At 49.2% G+C, this 22,914-nt stretch carries 18 protein-coding genes; 11 read left to right on the forward strand and 7 right to left on the reverse strand.

Features of this window, described 5'->3' with window-relative positions; genetic code table 11:
* The first annotated feature begins 132 nt into the window (after positions 1-132).
* The 4 genes from rarD to NX720_RS20050 all read left to right on the forward strand — a co-directional run bounded on the left by rarD (position 133) and on the right by NX720_RS20050 (position 3,686).
* The gene (gene rarD, locus NX720_RS20035) at positions 133-1,068 is read left to right on the forward strand and encodes an EamA family transporter RarD (RefSeq protein WP_262596989.1); all 936 of its coding nucleotides are present in this window, start codon (positions 133-135) and stop codon (positions 1,066-1,068) included.
* 101 nt (positions 1,069-1,169) lie between these two features.
* Complete coding sequence (locus NX720_RS20040; RefSeq protein WP_262596991.1) at positions 1,170-2,213, forward strand: AI-2E family transporter; 1,044 nt, start codon at positions 1,170-1,172, stop codon at positions 2,211-2,213.
* Positions 2,214-2,216: 3 nt separating this feature from the next.
* A complete protein-coding gene (locus tag NX720_RS20045; RefSeq protein WP_262596993.1) occupies positions 2,217-2,861 on the forward strand; it encodes an NUDIX hydrolase in 645 nt (214 codons plus the stop codon).
* 84 nt (positions 2,862-2,945) lie between these two features.
* Positions 2,946-3,686 carry a hypothetical protein gene (locus NX720_RS20050; RefSeq protein WP_262596996.1) on the forward strand — a complete coding sequence of 247 codons (741 nt, stop codon included), beginning with the start codon at positions 2,946-2,948 and terminating at the stop codon, positions 3,684-3,686.
* 95 nt (positions 3,687-3,781) lie between these two features.
* Here the strand turns inward: NX720_RS20050 and tldD are convergent, their stop codons facing one another.
* Positions 3,782-5,221 carry a metalloprotease TldD gene (tldD, locus tag NX720_RS20055; protein WP_262596998.1) on the reverse strand — a complete coding sequence of 480 codons (1,440 nt, stop codon included), beginning with the start codon at positions 5,219-5,221 and terminating at the stop codon, positions 3,782-3,784.
* A 155-nt stretch (positions 5,222-5,376) separates the two neighbouring features.
* Between tldD and NX720_RS20060 the strand changes: the two genes are divergently transcribed.
* A complete protein-coding gene (locus NX720_RS20060) occupies positions 5,377-6,321 on the forward strand; it encodes a hypothetical protein (protein WP_262597001.1) in 945 nt (314 codons plus the stop codon).
* Positions 6,322-6,559: 238 nt separating this feature from the next.
* Here the strand turns inward: NX720_RS20060 and NX720_RS20065 are convergent, their stop codons facing one another.
* From NX720_RS20065 to NX720_RS20090, 6 genes are all read right to left on the reverse strand, one after another.
* Entirely contained in the window at positions 6,560-10,468 is a 3,909-nt protein-coding gene (locus NX720_RS20065; protein WP_262597002.1) for a YhdP family protein, read from the reverse strand.
* A 117-nt stretch (positions 10,469-10,585) separates the two neighbouring features.
* The gene (gene rng / locus NX720_RS20070; RefSeq protein WP_262597004.1) at positions 10,586-12,058 is read right to left on the reverse strand and encodes a ribonuclease G; all 1,473 of its coding nucleotides are present in this window, start codon (positions 12,056-12,058) and stop codon (positions 10,586-10,588) included.
* A 78-nt stretch (positions 12,059-12,136) separates the two neighbouring features.
* A complete protein-coding gene (locus NX720_RS20075) occupies positions 12,137-12,724 on the reverse strand; it encodes a Maf family protein (RefSeq protein WP_262597006.1) in 588 nt (195 codons plus the stop codon).
* Between the two features lie 24 nt (positions 12,725-12,748).
* On the reverse strand, positions 12,749-13,237 hold the full coding sequence (mreD, locus tag NX720_RS20080) for a rod shape-determining protein MreD (RefSeq protein ID WP_262597008.1): 489 nt from the start codon (positions 13,235-13,237) through the stop codon (positions 12,749-12,751).
* A complete protein-coding gene (gene mreC / locus NX720_RS20085) occupies positions 13,234-14,211 on the reverse strand; it encodes a rod shape-determining protein MreC (protein ID WP_262597011.1) in 978 nt (325 codons plus the stop codon). Before mreC ends, mreD begins: the two co-directional genes overlap by 4 nt.
* A gap of 137 nt (positions 14,212-14,348) precedes the next feature.
* Positions 14,349-15,386, reverse strand: coding sequence for a rod shape-determining protein (locus NX720_RS20090; RefSeq protein WP_262563848.1), 1,038 nt, complete (start codon positions 15,384-15,386; stop codon positions 14,349-14,351).
* Between the two features lie 722 nt (positions 15,387-16,108).
* On the opposite strand from NX720_RS20090, the gene NX720_RS20095 reads away from it, so the two are divergent.
* From NX720_RS20095 to NX720_RS20120, 6 genes are all read left to right on the forward strand, one after another.
* The gene (locus tag NX720_RS20095) at positions 16,109-17,062 is read left to right on the forward strand and encodes a hypothetical protein (protein WP_262597013.1); all 954 of its coding nucleotides are present in this window, start codon (positions 16,109-16,111) and stop codon (positions 17,060-17,062) included.
* A gap of 223 nt (positions 17,063-17,285) precedes the next feature.
* On the forward strand, positions 17,286-18,629 hold the full coding sequence (locus NX720_RS20100) for a serpin family protein (RefSeq protein ID WP_262597015.1): 1,344 nt from the start codon (positions 17,286-17,288) through the stop codon (positions 18,627-18,629).
* Positions 18,630-19,068: 439 nt separating this feature from the next.
* Positions 19,069-19,356, forward strand: a complete 288-nt coding sequence (gatC, locus tag NX720_RS20105; RefSeq protein ID WP_262597018.1) for an Asp-tRNA(Asn)/Glu-tRNA(Gln) amidotransferase subunit GatC — start codon at positions 19,069-19,071, stop codon at positions 19,354-19,356.
* Between the two features lie 66 nt (positions 19,357-19,422).
* Positions 19,423-20,874 (forward strand): Asp-tRNA(Asn)/Glu-tRNA(Gln) amidotransferase subunit GatA, encoded by a 1,452-nt coding sequence (gatA, locus tag NX720_RS20110; RefSeq protein WP_262597019.1) that lies wholly within the window; start codon positions 19,423-19,425, stop codon positions 20,872-20,874.
* A 17-nt stretch (positions 20,875-20,891) separates the two neighbouring features.
* On the forward strand, positions 20,892-22,337 hold the full coding sequence (gene gatB, locus NX720_RS20115) for an Asp-tRNA(Asn)/Glu-tRNA(Gln) amidotransferase subunit GatB (protein ID WP_262597020.1): 1,446 nt from the start codon (positions 20,892-20,894) through the stop codon (positions 22,335-22,337).
* A gap of 82 nt (positions 22,338-22,419) precedes the next feature.
* Positions 22,420-22,899, forward strand: coding sequence for a hypothetical protein (locus NX720_RS20120; protein WP_262597021.1), 480 nt, complete (start codon positions 22,420-22,422; stop codon positions 22,897-22,899).
* Positions 22,900-22,914 lie beyond the last annotated feature (15 nt).

Below are 22,914 nucleotides of genomic sequence, written 5' to 3' on the forward strand. Positions count from 1 at the left end.
GGGTTAGCAAGGCTAACAAAATGCCGGCGACAGTCCCGCCCCCTTACCGGAGTACGCATAATATACTGTTACTGAATGGTGGTTTTTCAGGCATTATCACCTGCAAACGACGTTTACTATAGAGATTGCACCGTGTCTGAAAACAAGGACTATTCCGGTTTCAATGCCGCTTTGATGGCATTTTCAGTCTGGGGGCTGATCCCCCTTTATTTCAAGCTACTTGCCCATGTTCCTCCCATAGAAGTGCTTGGACACAGGGTGCTCTGGTCCACGATTCTGCTGTTTGGCCTGTTGGCAGTAAAACGACAGATGTCGCAATTTATGGACATCCTGAAAAATCCGAAGACGATGGCATGGCTGTCACTGTCTGCCATTCTGGTGGCCACAAACTGGCTAACCTTTATCTGGGCTGTCAGTAATAACCGTCTGCTGGAAACAACGCTTGGATACTTTATTAATCCATTAGTTAGTGTTTTTCTGGGCTTTGTTTTCCTGGGCGAACGCCTGAACAAAGCGCAGTTACTGGCTGTTTCTCTGGCAACCACTGCCGTTGTGATCCAGACCGTTATGCTGGGTACTATCCCCTGGGTCGCGCTTACGGTTGCCTGCAGCTTTGGCACTTACGGACTGGTTCGAAAAAGAACCGTTGTCGCCGCGGCGCCGGGACTGGCCTTTGAAACCCTGTTCCTGTTACCGGTAGCCCTGGTTTATTTTGCAATAAGCTATCAGTCTGGCAACTACCACTTCCGTATGGACGACCTGAGCACCTCTGCACTACTTAGTCTGGCCGGGCTTGCAACCACCTTCCCGCTGATCTGCTTCAATATAGCGGCCAAAAAACTGCCTCTGTCGACCCTTGGCCTGATGCAGTACATGATTCCCTCCATGTCGTTCCTGATTGGTGTATTTCTGTTTAAGGAACCGTTCACCAATGCGCAGCTGATCTGCTTTGGACTGATCTGGGTGGCACTGGTGATCTTCAGTACCGATAGTCTGCGCCGGCATCGCAAAACTGAACGACAACTTTCAGATAAAGAAAACAAATTAGCAGCGCCGGTTCGTTCATAAGCTGTAAGAAATCCGTCAGTTAACAGGTGATGACATTGGCAAAATCCTCGCTTTAAGCGATGATGCGCCTCTGTCATCACCTATTAAACACTTATTCACTTATGACGCTTACACACAGCCAGTCTACACAAGCTTTGCTAACCATTGCAGCCGTGGTCGTTATTCTTGCGGGCATCCGCCTCAGCAGCGATATTATTTCACCGCTGTTGCTGGCTTACTTTATTTCGATGATGTTAAACCCTGTTATCAGCGGACTGGAAAAACTGTATCTGCCAAGAGCGCTGGGGGTACTGCTGGTGATTTCACTGCTGGTGCTGCTCTGTGCGTCATTGATGGGGATGGCGGGTTATGCAGCCCAGGAGTTTTCCAGAGTTCTGCCGGGCTATCGCCAGGACCTGCTGGAAATGATCACGCGTTTTCAGAGTTCGTTGCTGAAAAGAGGCATCACTGTGGATTTCAGCACTCTGTTTAATACCCTTGATACCCAGTGGCTGTTTAATCTTGCCACCTCGCTTGTTTCCCGCATGAGCAGTGCCACCAGTTACGTCGTGGTGATCTTACTGACCGTAGTATTCATGCTGTTCGAGGTGCCACTGCTGCAAGGCAAGCTTCAGCGTGCGCTGCCCGACCCGGAGCGGCAACTTCTGGATGTTGAACGCTTTGTTTCCAGCGTTAACCGTTATGTCGTTCTGAAGTCCATCCTTAGTGCCATCACCGGTCTGTCAGTGGCGTTAATGTTGCAGATGAAAGGAGTTCAATTCTACGTGCTGGCGGGACTGGTGGCATTTTTTCTTAACTTCATTCCCAATATTGGTTCTATAATCGCCGCCATACCGGGCATCCTTATCACCCTGCTGCAACAGAGCCCCGGCGACGCAGCGCTGGTCGCAGCCGGTTATGTCGCCATCAATATGGTGATTGGCAACCTGGTGGAACCCAGGGTTCTGGGCAAAGGGCTTGGGCTCTCATCCCTGGTCGTTTTTCTGTCACTGGTACTCTGGGGCTGGCTGTTGGGACCCATTGGTATGCTACTCTCCGTCCCTCTGACCATGTGTATAAAAATTCTTTTGGAATCGTCTCACCACAATGGCCTTGCACAATTACTGGGGGCGGGTGACGATAAAAGCAATCTTCAAGAGGCATAAGCTATGCAGGATCATCAGGAACAGCATCAGGAACAGCAATGGCTCGACTGGGTAGAACAACTGAGAGCCATTGCCCAGAACGGGCTTGCTTATGCCGATGGGCAATTTGATATCGAACGCTACCACCAGCTGCAATCAATCGCCCATGATATGACAGCTCAGCTCAGTGGAGCCCCCAGGTCTAAGGTCGATCAGTACTTTGTCGGAGAAAATGGTTACACCACTCCCAAACTGGATATACGCGCCGGAGTGTTCAGGGACGATAAAATCCTTCTGGTCAAAGAGCGTTCCGATGGTTGCTGGGCATTGCCCGGAGGCTGGGCCGATGTCTGCGAATCACCGGCCCTGGGCGCTGAGCGGGAAACTCTGGAAGAGTCCGGGTATATCGTCAAAGCTGTCAAACTGGTGGCCGTGCGGGATACCCTCCGCCACCCCTACCATCCCCGCAATGCTCACCACCTCTTGAAACTGCTGTTTCTTTGTGAACTTCAGGGTGGAGAGGCGAAAGAAAACATCGAGATTTCCGAGATTGATTTTTTCGAGGTTAATCAGTTGCCAACCCTCTCCCGGGGCAGAACCATTGCTGAAGATATTGCCCTGATGGTGAAGCATAAAGACCATCCAGACCTGGCGACCGAATTCGACTGAATATCAGGGTTCAAAAAAGCAAATTTTTTTGAACCTGTCATCTATCCTGAAGTCCACTTGGATTATTCCAGCAAGGTGGACATCTTGAAAAACAAAAATTTTAATAAAAATACCATAAAGACGCTGCTTATTTTTCTGCTGCTTTGGCAAACTGAATTGTGGGCAGGTTTCAGCCGGATTGGTGAGACTCAAATTGAATATGACGACCCTAATGAGTACAAGAAAATTTTAATTAAATTTGATGGCTATGTACCAGCTGCCACTCTTGCGAACAAAGCAAAAGAAGATGCTGAGTCAGCTGCATCAAATTATCGAGGAACAGCCATGCCTGTTCCTGCCAGGGGTAAACACTTAATGTTTGCTATTGTACCTAAAATTTATAAGATTCAGGCCATAAGGTTCCACGACGGAAATATTGCGTTCCTTATACATACAGTCGATGACAGGCATTTCCTGATTCTGGATATTATGGCAAGACATACATTAGGGCTTGCTTTCCTTCCACATAATCTAATGCCGCGATTCACTCAACAAGGCTTTCAGGGATTACATCAAACAGGGTCTGCAGCAGCTGGTACATCAGGTTATTATATTTCTTTTAATCATAATCCTGATTTACTACCCACAGTATTGCAGAATCTCCGTGAGTCAGGAAGCCAGACCGCCAGAAGATATGTTGATGTTTGCCTGAGTTACAATGTACAAGTTCATCAAAACGTGGAATGGCACCCCTCTGAAAACCGTTTTGAGCTTCCTGGTTTTGACTCTACCGGAGATCCTGACAGGTTCAGGTATACAATATTAGAAACAGGGACTCTGCCGTAACATCATACTCCATTTTCATTAGCAAAAATCACCCGGGAGTTATCTGACATCTCATAAGCGGTAGCTGAGCATTTTGCTGCTCAGCTACTTTTAAGTCAGGCAGTACCACCCACCGTAATATCATCAATTTTCAGGGTTGGCTGACCCACTCCTACCGGCACCGACTGCCCCTCTTTGCCGCAGACGCCAATACCCGTGTCCAGCTCCAGGTTGTTACCCACCATGGAGACCCGGTTCATAACATCCGGACCATTGCCAATCAGTGTGGCACCTTTTACGGGGGTCGTTATTTTACCCTTTTCAATCAGGTAGGCTTCACTGGTTGAGAAGACGAATTTGCCAGAGGTGATATCCACCTGTCCGCCGCCCATATTGCTGACGTAGATGCCCCGGTCTACACTGGCGATAATTTCATCAGGGTCATGCGCCCCCGCCAGCATGTAAGTGTTAGTCATTCTGGGCATTGGCAGATGTGAATAAGACTCCCGACGTCCATTACCTGTGGGAGCAACACCCATCAGCCGGGCGTTGAGCTTATCTTGCATGTAGCCCTTAAGGATGCCATTCTCAATCAGTACCGTACTTTCGGTAGGAACCCCTTCATCATCCATGTTCAGTGAACCACGACGACCACTCAGGGTACCGTCATCCACAATGGTACACAGGGGCGAAGCCACCCGTTCACCAATACGACCAGCGTAGGAAGAACTGCCTTTACGGTTAAAGTCGCCTTCAAGACCATGTCCTACCGCTTCATGCAACAGAACACCCGACCAGCCAGCAGCCAGTACCACCGGCATACTGCCTGCCGGTGCAGGCACCGCTTCCAGGTTTACCAGTGCCTGACGCACCGCTTCCCGGGCAAATCCTTTAGCAGTGCCATCCAACACAAATTGCTGATAGTCGCCCCGGCCACCACCACCGGCGGAACCTCTTTCTATACGCCCTTCATGTTCGGCAATAACACTAACGTTCAATCGAACCAGCGGGCGAATATCGCCAGCCAGAGTGCCATCGGATGCAGCTACCATCACCACTTCATGGACTCCCGCCAGACTCACGGTCACCTGTTTGACACGGCTGTCCATCGATCGGGCTTCCTGATCAACTGCTTTCAGCAAAGCCACCTTATCTTCCCGGGTCATGGAGTCCAGTGGATTTCCGGCAGGATAAAGCGCCAGTGGCTGGCTACGCCCCCAGGCCTGAACCTGTTGCTGTTGCCCCTGTCGGGCAATGCTGCGAGCAGCGCTGGCTGCCTGCTCCAGCGCCGGCACAACAATTTCATTGGAATAGGCAAAGCCGGTTTTTTCACCGCTGATGGCCCGTACACCCACGCCGCCATCAACATTAAAGCTGCCCTCTTTAACAATACTGTCTTCCAGAACCCAGGCTTCATGGCGGGTAGACTGAAAGTAGAGATCGGCAGCATCAACAGTGTGCCCCAAAATACTGTCCAGCACCCGGGACAAATCCCTGGCTTCAATATTGGCTGGCGCCAGCAGGTGATTCTGCGCCTGTGAAAGAATATCAGTCATAGATTGCTCAGGCTGGTTATGAGTAAGTTTTATAGCACTGCTAATTCTACCTTGAAAAGCGACCTTCAGGCACTAAACTTCTTCCGTCCGGGGAAGGCCTGGTTGAACAGACTCTCGACAATTTGCCGTACATACTTTGCAGGTATTTTCCGATCATGGCTGCCTGGGGAATGATCATGATATTAAGACGTAGCTGTGTTTTTTCTTACATCATGTTTCTGGTGTGTGTTCTGGTTTCATTTCAGTCTCACAGTGCTGAGGAAGGTTTTCAATGGTCTACAATCCTGCCGCAGCGATCAGGTAATCTCGATTTCGCTAGCTATTATCGATTAGCTCATGAAAAATACTATAAAAACTTTATGGTTCGCGGAACCGTAGCAGATAGCTCATACGACACCGCTAGCCTGTTTATTGAAAACCAAAGAACCAATCTGCTGCGGATTTTATCACATGCCATAAGACTCAGATCTACCAGCACCCCTCAACGCATGGACTCGTTTGAGGGTTTTGAGTCGATTATATCAAGCCGCATGCAGCCCACTACCTTTAATATATTCCCAGTACATGAGCATATTGAACATTTCAATAGAGGTTTAATTTTCGACAGCGTTCATCAATTCGGAGAGAGCTCCGTGTATGTCAACCTTGCTGCTGCACCGGTCGGGGCAACCAAGCCTTCATTCGAAATGGGTGTAATTTTAAACAGAAGAGCAAAGTCAGGAGGCGAGACCTTCATCGAAACCCCTGATGGGCAGATAGCGGAATGCTATTATAGACCCCGCAGTTACGAGTATCGTTTGATCGTGACAAGGTACCCATTAACAAGTCATGAAGACGTAGAAAGAGTCATAAATAGTGAACACACCACCTTAGATGGTGACAGCAGAGCCCCCATCGAACTAAGATTCGACAGTAGTCGCTTGAATGCCGCTATAAGATTGCAAAACGTCAGAGTAATTCACCGTGGAGAAGATATTGAAGTTCGTCGACAAGAGCAACAAGAGCAACAAGAGCCAATACCAGGGCCACCTAACTACAGTGAAATACTCAGAAGTTCTATTATAAGATCGACTGTTACGGGAAGTCCCGGGATGTTTTAGCCCGCGAAAGATTTGACGACAATACTTAGGGAAGCAGCAGAACATAATATACCGCTGTTGGCTGTTGGCTGTTGGCTGTTGGCGGTTGGCTGTATGAGCAGCTAATAGCCAAAAGCCAACAGCCCGGTAAGTTATTGAATGCTGCGCCCCTTACAGTACAAAGCACCTGCCTACAAGGATGTACACGAACGAAACTTCCAGAGAAAATGCCGAACGCATTCATACGATATTCGTCGTTTTATTGTTCTCCGGAACCCGACCTTTTAGCATCACCGGAGAATAGCTGGTCCAAGGTGATCGAAGGCTCATCAAAACTACCGGTAATCCGGTAGCGAATACTGGCTAACTGATCCACCTGTCGTCCAAGCAATTTGTCCACCAGGTAGATGATGCCTGCCACCTGGGGAGCCGTTCCAAATAGCACACTGAGAATAGGCAGGTTTGAAGTCACTGGCAGTGTCACCACCAGGTTGAGGTCCATAACCTCATCCCTCATGTTGATCAAACCATCCAGCTTGAAATCCGATGACGGGCCTTCAACGACCAGGGGGTCTTTAAAGGTAATGATACCATTATCGAAGTCCAGCAGCCCCGTTACCGTATCGAAGCTCACACCGGATGAATAAAGGTCAGAGAAGTCCAGCAGCAACCTCCGCTGTAACGCTTCAGTATTAAAGATGCCAAAGAGCTTAAGCGCCCCTCCCGCGCCACCTTCCAGCTGTTTCAGGATGCCGTTTTTATGGCGCAGTTTTAAAGAACCGTTAAGGGTACTCATATTGACCCCAAGAGGAGATCCCTGCCACTCAAGCGAGGTTTCAATCCGGGTGTCTTTAGCTTCCACCAAAACCGGCAACCCAAACGACTCTTGCAGTTTATCTATATGCTTGCCCCACAGCGATCCCTGATATCGGGTCTGATGCTGACCATTAATGTAGAGCCAGTCCACGGTTCCGGTAAAGTTATTGCCTTCTATGCCAGACTTAATATCGCTGATACGCTTACCGTTTGGTGCCGGCTGCATAATAAACGACAAATCACCTAAATCACGCGACCCGACTTTCAGCGAAGCAATTTTCACTATCGCTGAAGGCAGCCCCCTGGGGTCGATACTGGCCAACCAGTCTTCCCTGCTTTCATCCCGTTCTTCCCCTTCCTCCTGCTCTTTCCCTTCCTCCTGTTGGGGCAGCTCAGGAAGGTGTAAACGGTTCAAGTCCAGCGTAAAGGGTAGAGATGGACGACCAGGGATTAATAACTGCCCGTCAACAGGTTCACTGTTTATGGTAACCTCAGTATAATTTGCGCCCGGTTTAACCCTCAGCAGCAGGTCATCCCAGGAATTTTCGTCGTAAATCAGTTTATCGATTTTGACATTATCCATTTCCACCTGAGACAACAGGTTAAGCTCGTCTTCACCGGCTGGCTGCCCACCAAAAGTCTCAAGCCATGGGCCAATATCCAGCTCTGGAATAGAACCCGATACCAGAATTTTACCCGGCTCCATTACTGGTAAAGCTCCGCCTTTGCCCAGATGAACCGCAGCGGCTTTGAAATCAAATTCAGGATCAAACAGAAAACGAGTTCGCCCGACATCACCCAGCCGAACCAGTAACTCATTTCGATCCCTGAAGGCATTCAACCTGATATCTACAGATTTTTTATCTCTCGCAGTCATACCCAAAGGCGCGGGCAATTCAATTTCCAGGCCTTCGAGGTCGCTCTGGATAGCAAGTTGCGCCTGTAAGTCTCCGGTCTCTTTCAACACCAGACTGCCCGTGTAATCTGTAGCACCTTCCAGCAGACTGAGAAAATCCAGTTCCAGCCAGCTTTGCAAGGCGTCAATAGCCATCTTTCCTTGCCAGTCCAGCTGCATGGTTTTACTGCCCCGGTGGTCAACGGTTGAAGCAATAGAGCCACTGACTTTACTCCCAAGGAATTGAGCTTCTACCTGTTTAGCCTGCAGCCCATTCTCTAAATCAAACGAGTAAGCACCATGAACCTGATCAAGTTCCAAATCCGGAGACTTTGTCGCAAAGTAACCATTGCTGGTTTTCAGATCGACCTGAACACTAACCTTCTCAACCTCTTCAATCGGTAAAGCCAGATTAAAGTGACCGGAAAAATCCCCGCCCATTGTCCAGTTCGTGGCTGCATTATCAGAGTATTCCGCTAACGGTGTTTCAGTCAGAAGTCGTACAATATCTTTACCCGGTACCTGAACCTTGCTGTCTAAATGGAGTGTCAGCAGCTTATCGTTCAGGTCGAGGGACACTTTTGCCTGCTCCAGCACCGTATCAAAAGTTCTGCCCTGCTCAGCCTCTACCAGAACTTCATCGTCATCAACAAATACGTGGCCTTTAAAACCAGTGACAGCAGGCCATTTTGGATCATAGGCAAACTCGCCCTCTTCCACATCAAGAGACAGCTTCCATAGCAGGGGTTCTGCCACATCGCTGCTCAGCGGGCCTTTCATACTGAAACCGCCCTGGTGGATAGCGCCACCGACGATGGCAGTTTCCAGCCACTGGGACAGGTTTTTATCGAGAATATGGACAGGCAAATATTTTTTAGCAAACCGGATATCGCCATCGGCAATCCCTATATCAATATCCAGATAGTTAGACTCATTCGCCCTGGAACCAAACGGTATGTCCAGCAACATTTTGCCATTCAGCCTGCCTTCGTCGCCGACCGCCACAATATCATCACTCTTCAGACGATAGATGTCGTCAACAACATCCCAGTAAAGCCGGGCCTTGGCTGAATAAAAAGTCCACTCATCATGAAACAGTTCGGGAAAGCCAAGTTTGAAATCCCGGGTTTCCAAGTCAAAATAACCACTCAGGGTATTCATATGCAGCCTGCCCGACACATTGCCTGCCGATGGCGCACCTTCCCAGGCACCCACAGCCACATTGTCCAGTCTGGCTCTTGTGACAATAGAACCGTCTGCCAGCGGGTCCCGGTCGGGCAGATAACGGATCTTGATATCCCGCAGCATTCCTGAAGGGTTCAGAATACTGAGCAGTTCAGCCGTGGACTCAGGCAATAGTCCGGATTCAAGTGCCAGATGTTTAACCGGCGTCAGATCAAGGGCTTTCATGGACAGGTTGATCGTTGTCTCACCCTGGTGTTGGCCACTAACTTCAGCGTTTTCAATTAAGACCTGGTCCTCACCCTGAGCCAGACGTGTGTTATACAACTTAGTACTCCAGTCAGACACAACCGGCCCCTGACTGTAACCCATTGCCTTCAATTCTGTCCTGAAAGAAGCAGGAACAACAGAAGCCTCTCCATCTATGGCATAGACCAGTTCCGTTAACGCCAGCTTACTGTCAGCCTGCCAGTAACCGGTCTGAAAACGCCACTGGCTGCTTGCGTTCAGCCGGGCATCCAGCAAATGCTGGCTACAGCCGTCTACGAGTAAGCAAAGTCTGGAGAGGTCAGCATCCTTGATATCCAGTACGCCGGACCAGTCAGCGTTCCAGCGATTGGTTCCGTTTCCAGAGGCCGTAAACTCAACCGAACCTTCACCCACCTTTAGCAGCCACTCCAGCTGTTTCAGCCCTGACTCTTCACTTAAAGAAAGATAATGGGTGTCAAACACCACGGGCGCCTGACCATAAGGCAGCAGCTCCAGCTTAATATTGGTCAGGTCCACATAGCCCTGCATACTCAGCCAGTGCATGGTTTTCTGAAGATCGAAAGGTTCAGGTGACACCTGGCCTTCTTCCAGTGGCCTGATACCAAACAGCGACCACTGTTTTCTGGCATCGCCTTCCAGAACAACACTGATGGCACTGGCTTCCAGGTGATCTGCAATCGGGGTGAAATTGAGAAAGGACGCCACGGTGTTCAGTTCCACATCCAGCCGTTCGACCAGAAAAGCCGGTCGGTCGGCTTCATGTCCCTGTAAACGTAAGCCTCGCAGTGTCAGTGTCGGGTTAATGCCGTCCCATTCGGGCTCCAGAACATCAATAACAAAATCGGTATCCAGCTGATCATTCAGGTAACTGACAACTCGTTCATGAAACAGGGGCAGCAGGCTGAAACTAACGCGCACACCAAGCACCAGCAGAGCCAGTAACAACAGGCCAGCCAGACTAAGCCTCAAACTCCAGCGTAAAACAGGTTTCAAAAAGGATGGCATTAACTATAAAACCTGTCGTCGTTCATTCCTGGTCTTTCTCTCATACACTCGCAAAAGTATGACCGACGCTGGCACAGAGAAACCAGGCATCGGCTCAATACGCTTTATTAATCTGACTCAGACAAGAATGACATCAAATTGTTCCTGACTGTACATAGGCTCAACCTGGAAGCGAATGGTTTTCTCAACAAACTCCTGCAAGTCAGCCAAGTTGCTGGACTCTTCATCCAGCAGGCGATCCACCACTTGCTCAGAAGCCAGGACCGTATAGCTTTTACTATCATAGGCACGAACCGCCCGGAGAATCTCCCTGAACACCTCGTAGCAAACAGTCTCTGCCGTTTTCAGGCTACCCTTGCCATCACAGGTTGAGCAGGTTTCACACAGTACATTTTCCAGAGATTCCCGGGTACGCTTGCGGGTCATTTCCACCAGCCCAAGCTCACTCACTCCGGTAATGTTGGTTTTCGCGTGATCTTTCTCTAAGGCCTTATCAAAAGAACGCTGCACCTGACGCTGGTGCTCCTGGTCGTCCATATCAATAAAGTCGATGATAATAATTCCCCCCAGATTACGCAGGCGCAGCTGGCGGGCAATGGCGACGGAAGCTTCCAGATTGGTCTTAAAAATAGTCTCTTCCAGGTTGCGGTGACCGACAAACGCTCCAGTGTTCACGTCAATAGTGGTCATTGCTTCGGTCTGGTCAATGATCAGGTAGCCACCGGACTTCAGCTGAACCTTTCGGCTCAATGCCTTGTTAATCTCATCTTCAACCCCGAACAGGTCAAAGATAGGGCGTTCGCCCGGATAATACTCAACTCGTCCATCCACCTGGGGGACCAGTTTTTTCACAAACTTGTGGACTTTGGTGAAGGTTGCTTTGGAATCAATTCGAATTTTTTCAATGTCCGGATCCACCAGGTCACGCAATGTCCGCAGGGAAAGCGGCAGGTCTTCGTAAATAACCGCTGGCGTGCGGCTTTCCTTGATGGTTTCCAGCGTGGTATCCCACAACCGGTGCAGAAACTGGATATCTGCCATCACTTCCTTTTCACCAATGCCTTCAGCAGCAGTACGCAGAATAAAGCCACCCTTGTCCTGGCAGTTTTCCTGCCCAATGCATTTTTCTACCAGCTGCCGCAGGCGCTCGCGCTCATCGGCGTCTTCAATGCGCAGGGAGATACCCACATGGTTGTTCTGTGGCATCAACACAAGATAGCGTGCTGGAATAGAGATATGGGTCGTCAGGCGTGCTCCCTTGGTGCCCAGAGGATCTTTCGTCACCTGCACGACCAGCGACTGACCTTCATGCACCAGCTCACCAATGGGGCGTTCTACCTGTTCGTCGGTCCTGTCACTGTTGCGTGGCGCAATCTCACTGGCATGAATAAACGCTGCCCGCTCCAGACCTATATCCACAAAAGCCGCCTGCATACCGGGCAAAACCCTGACAATTTTACCTTTGTAGATATTGCCAACAATACCGCGACTGCAAGCCCGCTCTATGTAGATTTCCTGAAGGACTCCATTTTCTACCAACGCCACCCGCGATTCCATTGGCGTGATATTCATCAGAATTTCTTCACTCATTCCCTTCCCCTTAAACTGGCATGGCAGTACACATCCAATTCTGTACCGATACCAGAAAATCAAAACCAATAAAAAACATTACAGGGAATGCCAGGGAGTGATGCCAAATTCGCTTAAAACGTCTGCGGTTTCCTGTAGTGGTAGCCCCACTACACCTGAATAGCTGCCTCGAATCGATTCAACCAGAATAGCTCCGTACCCCTGAATACCGTATGCTCCCGCCTTGTCGGCAGGCTCACCTGTGGCAACATAGGCTTCAGCACGAAGCCGGTCAAAAGGCGTCATCTGCACCTGAGTGGTAGAAAGTCGAACGATGGTCTTATGCCCATTAGTTACCGCTATGGCCGTCATCACTTCGTGACAGTTTCCACTTAATGACAACAGCATATCACAGGCGTGTTCAGGATTATTGGGTTTACCGAGTATTTTCGATCCCATGACAACGGAAGTATCCGCTGTCAGCAGGGGTTTTTCCGGCAAGCCCCTGGCCTGCACCATCAACCAGCCAGCCAGGGCTTTTTCTCTTGCCATGCGACAAACATACCCCCCCGGGGTTTCATCACCCCACGGGGTTTCATCAATTTCAGACACCAGCTGTTGAAACGGTACGCCAATCTGTTGCAGTAACTCCTGTCGTCTTGGGGACTGGGAAGCCAGATAAATCATATTACTCGACTCATATTACTCGACTCATATTACTCGAAAGTAGCGCCGGAAAAATCTCATCACCCCGGACACCCAGGGCCATAAGGCCGCACTGCTGACCGAAGGCAGCAGATACCATAAAGAGGGAGGCGTACCGCCCAGGAGAGCCCGCATCCACAGGTTGAGCATCTGGTAAAGCCCAATGATGACCAGCACCATAAATGCCTGTTGCCACCAGGGGAACATTCGCAGCCTGCGGTGCAACCCCAGGCCAATAACGGCCACCAGCAGCAAGCCCATAGAGCTCTGCCCAAAATAGGTTCCCAGAAAAACATCGAGAATGATGCCGGTGACAAAGGCGAACAACAGACCAAAACGTTCCGGCAGCGCCATCACCCAATATAAAACGACCATGGGAATCCACGCGGGCCGGGCAATAGATAACCAGGCAGGCATGGGCAATATACTTAATACATAAGACACCAGCAAACTAACCCACACCACCCAATGGGCATTGGCTCTTTGTACACTCATGAACCTTCTCCCTGTTGCTCGCCGTCCGCTTGCCCGGAACTGTCTTTTCCAGCACTATCCTTTCCAGCATTTTCCTCCTCTGGCAGGTCAAGTATTGACTCATAGGGAGTGCGGAACACCAGCAGAACCAAACGGCTGCGGTTCACTTCCGCCAGCAGCTGAATCTCTACGGTGGAAAACGCATCACCGGGGTTATGAGTCACCTTACGGACTGTTCCAAGGGGATAACCGGCAGGATAACGCTGACCAAGCCCCGAACTGGTTAACAGGTCGCCTTCCCGGATATCTGCGGTATCAGGAATATGCATCAGCTCCATAGAATCCGGTAACCCTGTGCCAGCGGCAACCGCTCTGTAGCCCGTCCGGTTTACCTGTACCGGTATCCGGCTGGAGTTATCCGTGACCAGAACCACCCGGCTGCTCAGTGGTGTGACTTCAACCACCTGTCCCATAACACCATGGGCATCAACGATCGCCTGCCCTTCAAACACTCCGTCCAAAGAACCTTTATTGATGGTGACAATATGCCGGAAAGGGTCCGGGTCCACCCCGACGATCTCAGCCACCTGTACCTGTTCATCCACCAGTTCAGAGGAATTCAGCAGCTCGCGCAGGCGAATATTCTGAGCGGTGAGACTGGCCAGCTTCTGGACCTTCTGTTCCAGAATCAGGTTTTTGGCTTTAAGGCGGGCATTATCTTCCATCAGATCACTGCGGGAAGTCACAAACTCATCGGCCACACCCCAGACCCTGGAAGGAATGTCGGCAAGAAACTGAACCGGTGTTGCAGCGGCCGTCATCCAGTTACGGACAACGGACAAATAATTAAAACTGTGATCAACAAACAATAGCCCCAGAGACAGGAGCGTCAGCAGTACAAAGCGCGTTGCCAGTGATTGTTGTTGGCTGAATATCGGTTTGATAAAAGCGCTCCTTTTACCATCAAAAGCATTACCCCAAAGGGGGCATGCCATTAACGCACTATTTTTCTTTAACCCCGTTAAACGCGAAAAGGCCAAACAAGCAACCCTGTTTGACCTGTCGCAGGCTGGATGTTTTCAGGCACCCAACAGCTTCGAATGGAAAAGCCACTCCGTTTTTGGAGTTGCTATCAGTCAGTAGACAGCAGATCCATACGATGCTTATCCATCATTTCCAGCGCCCGGCCACCACCACGGGCCACACAGGTCAGAGGGTCTTCAGCAATCAGAACCGGCAGCCCGGTTTCTTCACTGATCAGCTTATCCAGATCACGCAGCAATGCGCCACCACCGGTCAACACCATGCCCCGTTCCGCAATGTCTGAAGCCAGCTCCGGTGGAGACTGTTCCAGGGCACTCTTAACCGCCTGCACAATCGCGCTCAGGGATTCCTGCAGCGCATCCAGAATTTCAGCACTGTTCAAAGTAAAACTGCGCGGAATACCTTCTGCCAGATTACGACCACGCACATCAATTTCCAGCAGTTCATCACTTGGGTAAGCAATCGCAATTTCCTGCTTGATTCGCTCTGCCGTGGCATCACCAATCAGACTACCGTAATTACGACGAACGTAGGTCACAATGGCATCGTCAAAGCGGTCACCACCGAGACGGATAGACTCGGAATAAACAACACCGCTCAGAGAGATAATAGCGATCTCGGTAGTACCACCACCGATATCCACCACCATGGATCCACTGGCTTCCTCAACGGGCATGCCGGCACCAATGGCAGCCGCCATTGGTTCTTCGATCAGGTAGACTTCACGGGCACCGGCACCCATCACGGATTCGCGGATAGCCCGTCGTTCAACCTTGGTCGATTTACAGGGCACGCACACGAGAACCCGTGGGCTTGGTTGAATAAAACTGTTCTCATGCACTTTATTGATAAAGTGCTGGAGCATGCGTTCACACACGTCAAAATCGGCAATAACACCGTCTTTCATGGGGCGAATCGCTGTGATGTTGCCTGGTGTACGACCAAGCATACGCTTGGCGTCAGCACCAACCGCTACCACGCTCTTTTGAGATCCCAGATTGCGAATGGCCACAACCGATGGCTCATTCAGGACAATGCCCTTTTCGCGGACATAGACCAGTGTATTGGCGGTTCCCAAGTCGATCGACAAATCGCTGGAAAACAGACCCCGTAACCTTTTCAGCATCTTGTGAGTTACCTTGACTCAAGGCTTTCTTTAAAATGGCGCAAACTCTACCAACGCATGATATTCAGAGCAAGCATCAAATCCTAGCACTTCTTTGTTCTGACAGGGTATTTATCTCATAAGCCAGCCTGGTTTTGTATGGAAAACAGCCAGTAGCCTGAAGCGCACCTGCACAGTGGAACAGACTCAGGAGGATATGCACACTCTCCGAAAACCACTGAATAATTTGCCGTATCCGATCACTAAAAACCACAGGCATAGTGAATTAACCCTGTCTTAGGTAAAAGTTACCGGAAAGTTCCTCATGTGAAAACCACTTAGGTCAATAGTTACAAAACGTTTATGTCTGTCTGGCCAATTACTTCGTTGAAGGTCTGTTTTCAGAAGGGCTCTAACAAAAAATGAACTTTTTTTGCTTTTCCAGACCTAAGAGGTTGTCTGAAAGACATTGCTATAAAGGAGAGGGGAGTTCAATGACTTCAAAAAAAATTTTTATCCTTCTGTCTGTAGTATTTTATGCTGCTGAGTCACTATCGCTTCAGGCAAGTTCTCACGGCTCATATGACAAACTGGATGCACTGAGTTTTAGTCACGCCCAACACTTGCTTGATGACCCAGACAAGCAGTTCAGCAGTAACTGCCTGAAATACGTAAAACATAAAATGAAGGCTTTCAATGCAGAGAGTTTCTGTCCAAAAATAGCGCACCAAAGGCATAGCATCATGCCTGAACCAGACCTGTCTAGCTGGAAGGCCATCAATACACGTACCTTAAACCCCAGTTTTCGCGGGAGAAAACAGGATAATAAATATGAAGTGAAAATATTCAACATGGTAGACCGCAAACAGAAAACGTTTCATCATCAAAAAATCATTTCCGGCATAAAGCAGCAGGCTGAACTTTATGATTCAGAAGAGTACCGGGATTTGATAGCAGACCTTAATAAAAATAGAATTTCTCTCTCATTTCCGGTGTTTACCTATACTCAGGAATTGTCGGACTGGTCTGTAGCCATTAGTCCTATTGAACGAGGAGACATCTACGAACAATCTCTAAGATCATCGCTGCCATACACAGAAATGACAATACTCGTTAAGAGTTACGAAGCGTTTTTTAAACGTATAGGAACAATGCTGGCCATTCTGGACAAACATGCCGGACTATTCAACGAGAACGGCTATTTCAGTATATTGCCATTCATATCATCACAATACACTCTTAATCTTGCAAGGATCGATTCCGACAATCTTACAATCCCGATAGCAGAAACAGAGTCACATGAAAACAGGAAATACAGAAACTTTAAAACTTATGTCTGGTTTGTCGGGTATGAAAACTACAAACTGGCAGAGGGGGTAAATGTAGATAATGGTGTTTGGGATAACCAAAAAGTATCCATTAGTACAATTTCCTATTTTGCCACTGAGTCTTTTAAAAAGATCAGGGATAGCTACTTCGAGTTTATCCGAGCAAATACAGACGAAGGCGGCTACTTCCATGGTACAGGAAAGAAACCGCTTATGGCAGAGGTTGACTTTGAGGATCTGTTAAAAGTGCTAACATCCGTAGCCGATCATGGTGGCATATACAGCGTCATCAAAACTAACAGGGACGTGGGTTTTGATCCGGGCAAAATGAACCTGGACAAACTAAAAATCGGTCGCCCCGGGCTTTAAGGCCTGTTAATTACGCAATGTTGCAAAAAGGTGAAAAAGTGCGGAATAAACTCTGAACCTTCATCTCTCCGAAGACAGAGAACTATGGTTTGTAGTGGTTTTCCAGAAAAGTCCCCGGGCCTGGAAAACCAAAAAAATCATTTTTTGGTTGGTCTTATCTTGCCTTCTTTTTTTTATCTAGACTAGGCTTCGACATCACATAACATCAAATCCGAGGTGTTAAATGAAGCTGTTAACTAAAAGAGTTATTGATAAGCCTGTTCAATCCGGAATGTTTTCTGTCCTGTTTTTTTTCGTTTATTTATTGTGTTTCCCTTTGCAGGTTTATTCTGTCAATAAAGTGTGTCCGAACTGTCAGGCAAATTATAATGATGAAGACTTTCCCGACTGTCCGTTATGTAATACGGAACCCGATCACCAGGAAGCGCCTTCCCAGTCTTTACTTGAGCACATCCAGAATCAGGCTATACGACTATTCGTTCAGGCTGCGCAATTGCAAGTTAATTTTGTGCTTTCCCCTGATAGCGTGTTTCGAACGCTGTTACTGATATTTGGAGCGTCTGCCGGTGAAACCAGGTCAGAACTTAGCAGGTATTTGACAGGAGAGGATGATTCCGCTTCCGAGCAAGGGGCGGTCGCTAATCTGGCAGAGGAGCAGGGCGCGACAGCGGCAGGCGGGGAAGGGGCTGTTTACTTATCGGCAAATGCTGTAGTGGTATCCTCTGACCTTGGTATTAGGGAAAGCTATCGAGACGCGCTTGAGCAGCAGGACAATACTGTTCTTCATGACGGTATTGATTTCTCGAATACTCCTGCTCTGAAAGAATTAGCTGATAAGCTTAATAAATATTTCTGCAGAGTCACCCGGGGGATGATTCCATCTCCCTGTTCAGCTTCAGACTGGAAAGAAAATCAGTCGGTATCATTTATGAATGCGGTCTACTTTTCGGGGGACTGGGAAGATGAATTTGATAGAACCCTGAGCTTAGGGTTTACTTTGGCTAATGGTGAGCGGGTGCATTTGAGAGACGCTATGAAAAGGGACATTGAGAATGGCAGATATGCTTATTACAAATTCTGGCGTGCTGCTGCCATTCCTTATCAGGGGGATTATGAGATGGTTTTTGTCTTACCTCCGAATGACACCATGCCCAATGAGGTATCACCAGAAATAATAATTGGGCTGTTCTCATCGTTCCAAACTGTAGAAAAACTTCATGTTGAGATGCCATCTTTTTCGTCCCAATCCAAGATCAGTTTAAATGCTCCACTGGATCAGTCAGGCCTGTCTAGTTTGTTCACACCAGGAGCTGCAAATTTGGGGGGGATGGTCGCAAGTTCGCCAAGCCCTTTTTCCATAAGTCGTATTACCCAGGATTGTCACATAAGGGTTGATCGAAAAGGAACCGAAGCTGCGGCTTGTACGAGGGCGTATGCTACATTTTTGTCTGCAAGATTCTACCCGAATGAGATCATTTTTAACCATCCGTATCTTTATATATTACGTCACAAAGAAACAGGCAGGATAATCTTTATTGGGCAAGTTTATGACCCTCAGTCGGAGTAAACGATTTTCGGGCAAAGGAGATGAACGCAGAATTCGAATCATAACTCCGGGCTTGTGCTTGTCACCGGCGTTCTGGCGTCGAAGGAATTGGGACAGGCTGACATAAACCTTGCGTAAGTATTGACTCAGGTGGTTTTCACATGAGCAACTTCCCGGTAACTTTTACCTAAGACAGGGTTAATTCACTATGCCTGTGGTTTTTGGTGATCGGATACGGCGCAATTATCCACTGGCTCTGGTTCTTTCAGACTCTTTGATATTGGTGAAGGCTTCGACCTGGCAAACCAGAAAAAGTATTGTTAAATTTAATCACGCCAACACCTTGAGATTCCTCCCCATAGACCATACATTTAGCAATTATTTTTGATATTTACACTGACGCTTGCCTGTCAGTGTAAATACACGCCCTCGATTCAAGCACCCGATTCCGGAGATCGCCATGGCTATTGATGCCTCTGAAGTTCAGAAGGTTGCCCATTTAGCACGCCTGTCTATTGATGACAGTCAGGTAGAAGCCACCGCTGGCACCATCAACAAAATTCTGGATCTGGTGGACCAGATGCAGTCTGTCAATACCGACAATGTAGAACCTATGGCCCACCCTCTGGACGCTACCCAGCGTCTGCGTGAAGACGTTGTAACCGAACCCAATAATCGCGAAACACTGCAAAGCTGCGCCCCTGCGGTCGAGGATGGGCTGTTCCTGGTACCCAAGGTTATTGAATGATCACTGATTCATTGATAACCGGACTCAACCAGGCCAACTTCTGACAATTTGCGATTGACAAACACCATGTACGAAAAAACTCTTTCCGAACAAAGCCAGGCATTAGCTGCTGGCGATATTTCCAGTGTCGAACTGACACAGAGCTATCTGGACCGCATTAAGCAGCTGGATGGCGACTACAACAGCTTCATTACAGTCACTGAAGAACTGGCTCTGACACAGGCAAAAAAAGCCGACGAGCGTCGTGCAGCCGGTGACGCCTCTGCCCTGACCGGTATTCCGCTGGCTCACAAAGACCTGTTCTGCACCGAAGGTGTTAAAACCACCTGTGGCTCCAATATTCTGGACAACTTTGTTGCCCCTTACGAGTCAACCGTGACCCGTAAGTTCAAGGAAGCCAGCGCCGTTATGCTGGGTAAAACCAATATGGACGAATTCGCCATGGGTTCTTCCAATGAAAACAGCCATTACGGTGCCGTAAAAAACCCCTGGGATACCAAAGCCATTCCCGGTGGTTCTTCCGGCGGTTCCGCAGCCTGTGTAGCTGCCCGCCTGGCAGCCGGTGCTACCGGTACTGACACCGGAGGCTCCATTCGCCAGCCTGCTTCCCACTGCGGCATCACCGGCCTTAAACCGACCTATGGTCGTGTATCCCGTTACGGCATGATCGCCTACGCCTCCAGCCTTGACCAGGCAGGCCCCATGGCACAGACCGCTGAAGACTGCGCCCTGATGCTGAACACCATGGCAGGCTTTGACCTTCGCGATTCCACCTGCATGGATCGTGAAGTGCCGGACTACACCGCTACCCTGAACGATTCTCTGGAAGGTATGACCATTGGTCTGCCCAAAGAGTATTTCTCCACAGGTCTTGACGCTGCGGTTGAACAACGCATCCGCGATGCCGTTACTGAGTACGAAAAACTGGGGGCAACCGTAAAAGAAGTCAGCCTGCCAAACCTGGAGCTGTCCATTCCGTCCTACTACGTGATTGCGCCAGCAGAAGCTTCCACCAACCTGTCCCGTTTCGATGGCGCGCGTTTTGGGCATCGTTGTGACAACCCGGCGGACCTGATGGATATGTACAAACGCAGCCGCAGCGAAGGTTTCGGTGAAGAAGTAAAGCGTCGTATTCTGGTGGGCACCTATGCCCTGTCCGCTGGTTACTACGATGCATACTACCGCAAGGCACAGCAAATCCGTCGTATGATTCGTGACGACTTTATGAACGCCTTTGAACAGTGCGACATCATTATGGGTCCAAACGCGCCAACACCCGCATTCAACATTGGTGAAAAGAGCGACGACCCGGTGGCCATGTACCTGTCCGACATCTATACACTGTCTGTTAACCTGGCGGGGCTGCCGGGTATGTCAGTACCTGCGGGTAGTGTTGAAGGTCGTCCGGTGGGCCTGCAAATGATTGGTCGTCATTTCGATGAAGGCCGTCTGCTGAATGCCGCACACCGCTTTCAGCAAGCCACCGACTTCCACAAAGCCAGTCCATTTACAGCCTGATACCGAGGTAACATACAATGCAATGGGAAACAGTGATCGGGCTGGAAATTCACGTACAGCTCGCGACCAAAACCAAAATCTTCTCCGGCGCGTCTACGGCGTTTGGTGCTGAACCAAACACCCAGGCCTGTGCCGTTGACCTGGGTCTGCCGGGTGTACTGCCTGTCGTAAACGAAGAGGCCATTAACATGGCGATCAAGTTTGGTCTGGGCATTGATGCCGAGATCAACCGTGTCAACGTGTTCGAACGCAAGAACTACTTCTACCCGGACCTGCCGAAAGGTTACCAGACCACCCAGCTGGACAAACCCATTGTGGGGGCGGGTCATGTTGACATCACCCTGAATGATGGTTCGACCAAAAGTATTCGCATTCATCATGCGCATCTGGAAGAAGACGCGGGTAAGAGTCTGCACGAAGATTATCACGGCATGTCCGGTATCGACCTGAACCGTGCCGGTACGCCACTGATCGAAATCGTGACCGAGCCTGATCTGCGCAATGCGGAAGAGGCCGTCGCTTTTGCTAAAAAGCTGCATTCCATCGTGACCACGCTGGGCATCTGCGACGGTAACATGTCCCAGGGTTCCATGCGTTTTGACGTTAACGTTTCTGTACGTCCAACAGGCCAGGAAGAATTCGGTACCCGTACCGAAACCAAGAACCTGAACTCCTTCAAGTTCATGGAAGCGGCGATTCTTAAAGAAGTGGAACGCCAGATTGATGTGCTGGAAGACGGCGGTAAAATCGTTCAGGAAACCCGCCTGTATAACGGTGACACCGGGGAAGCCCGCTCCATGCGCAGCAAAGAAGAAGCCAACGACTATCGTTACTTCCCCTGCCCGGACCTGCTGCCGGTCGTGATAGAAGACAGCCGTCTGGAAAAACTGCGGGCCGATATGCCGGAAATGCCAGATGCGAAGAAGGCTCGCTTTATCAGCGAGTTTGGACTGAGTGATGTAGACGCAGATATCCTGTCCGGCGATCAGCCGACAGCCGACTTCTTTGAAGCCGCCGCTAAAGGCAGTGATGCCAAACTGGCATCCAACTGGGTACTGGGTGAAGTGTCCCGATCACTGAACGCCAATGAAATCACCATCGCCGACAGTCCGGTAACCGCTGAGATGCTGGCAGGCCTGATCGTCCGTATCAAGGACAACACGATTTCCGGCAACATTGCCAAGAAGGTGTTTGAGGCCCTGTGGAATGGTGAAGGCAAAGACGCTGACGAAGTCATTGAGAAAAAAGGTCTGAAGCAGGTCACCGACACCGCCGCTATTGAAGCCATGATCGATGAAGTCCTGACAGCCAACGCCCGGCAGGTCGAAAACTACCGCGCCGCACCCGTCGAAAAACGTGGTAAAATGATTGGCTTCTTTGTAGGGCAGGCAATGAAGGCCTCAAGGGGTAAGGCGAATCCGGGAATGGTTAACCAGATTCTGAAGAAGAAGCTGGATAGCTAAGGCCGCTATAAACGATGCGCCATATATCCAGGCGCATTGTTTATTTCACTGGATAAATGATCAGCCAAACGGTAACTTCATCATGCTGACCTTCAATAAAATATGCTGTAGCGATAAGTTAGTCATTGGCTGCGGCTCCGGGCATACTCATCCGGGAGAACATCTAGGCTGCAACACCTTGGATATTAGCAGTAAAATGGAACCGGATATTTTGGGTGATATAACCAGTAATTGTTGCATGCACATGGAAATGCTTGAGAAGTACCGATTTATTTTATGCGAAGGCTTACCTGATAAAATATTTCGAGAGCCATTTTTTTATGAAAATCTTGATTTTTTTTGTCAAAGCAGAGGCTTAATAATATTCTTTTCAATTTCCTACCCCTCACTATCCGCACTAGCCAGCTTCTCATCTCTTTATTTATGGAAACTTGAACTTTTGGATTTATCTAACCGATATTTATTAACCCCTTTTGAATATGATGAATATTATCGAATGGTTAATGATCTGTATTTCAATTATGAATCTGAAAGAATGATTTCATACGTTGCAACAAAGTGAGAGCGCCAGCTTTAA

The organism is Endozoicomonas euniceicola (assembly GCF_025562755.1).
Taxonomy (GTDB): Bacteria; Pseudomonadota; Gammaproteobacteria; order Pseudomonadales; family Endozoicomonadaceae; genus Endozoicomonas_A; species Endozoicomonas_A euniceicola.

Bases quoted from the DNA above. Each gene is read 5' to 3' on its own strand.
- NX720_RS20075 (WP_262597006.1), bottom strand. From the start codon at position 12,724: ATGATTTATCTGGCTTCCCAGTCCCCAAGACGACAGGAGTTACTGCAA.
- NX720_RS20100 (WP_262597015.1), top strand. From the start codon at position 17,286: ATGAAGCTGTTAACTAAAAGAGTTATTGATAAGCCTGTTCAATCCGGA.
- NX720_RS20040 (WP_262596991.1), top strand. From the start codon at position 1,170: ATGACGCTTACACACAGCCAGTCTACACAAGCTTTGCTAACCATTGCA.
- rng (WP_262597004.1), bottom strand. From the start codon at position 12,058: ATGAGTGAAGAAATTCTGATGAATATCACGCCAATGGAATCGCGGGTG.
- gatB (WP_262597020.1), top strand. From the start codon at position 20,892: ATGCAATGGGAAACAGTGATCGGGCTGGAAATTCACGTACAGCTCGCG.
- tldD (WP_262596998.1), bottom strand. From the start codon at position 5,221: ATGACTGATATTCTTTCACAGGCGCAGAATCACCTGCTGGCGCCAGCC.
- NX720_RS20060 (WP_262597001.1), top strand. From the start codon at position 5,377: ATGGCTGCCTGGGGAATGATCATGATATTAAGACGTAGCTGTGTTTTT.
- NX720_RS20095 (WP_262597013.1), top strand. From the start codon at position 16,109: ATGCCTGAACCAGACCTGTCTAGCTGGAAGGCCATCAATACACGTACC.
- gatC (WP_262597018.1), top strand. From the start codon at position 19,069: ATGGCTATTGATGCCTCTGAAGTTCAGAAGGTTGCCCATTTAGCACGC.
- mreC (WP_262597011.1), bottom strand. From the start codon at position 14,211: ATGGCATGCCCCCTTTGGGGTAATGCTTTTGATGGTAAAAGGAGCGCT.
- NX720_RS20120 (WP_262597021.1), top strand. From the start codon at position 22,420: ATGCTGACCTTCAATAAAATATGCTGTAGCGATAAGTTAGTCATTGGC.
- mreD (WP_262597008.1), bottom strand. From the start codon at position 13,237: ATGAGTGTACAAAGAGCCAATGCCCATTGGGTGGTGTGGGTTAGTTTG.
- gatA (WP_262597019.1), top strand. From the start codon at position 19,423: ATGTACGAAAAAACTCTTTCCGAACAAAGCCAGGCATTAGCTGCTGGC.
- NX720_RS20045 (WP_262596993.1), top strand. From the start codon at position 2,217: ATGCAGGATCATCAGGAACAGCATCAGGAACAGCAATGGCTCGACTGG.
- NX720_RS20090 (WP_262563848.1), bottom strand. From the start codon at position 15,386: ATGCTGAAAAGGTTACGGGGTCTGTTTTCCAGCGATTTGTCGATCGAC.
- NX720_RS20065 (WP_262597002.1), bottom strand. From the start codon at position 10,468: ATGCCATCCTTTTTGAAACCTGTTTTACGCTGGAGTTTGAGGCTTAGT.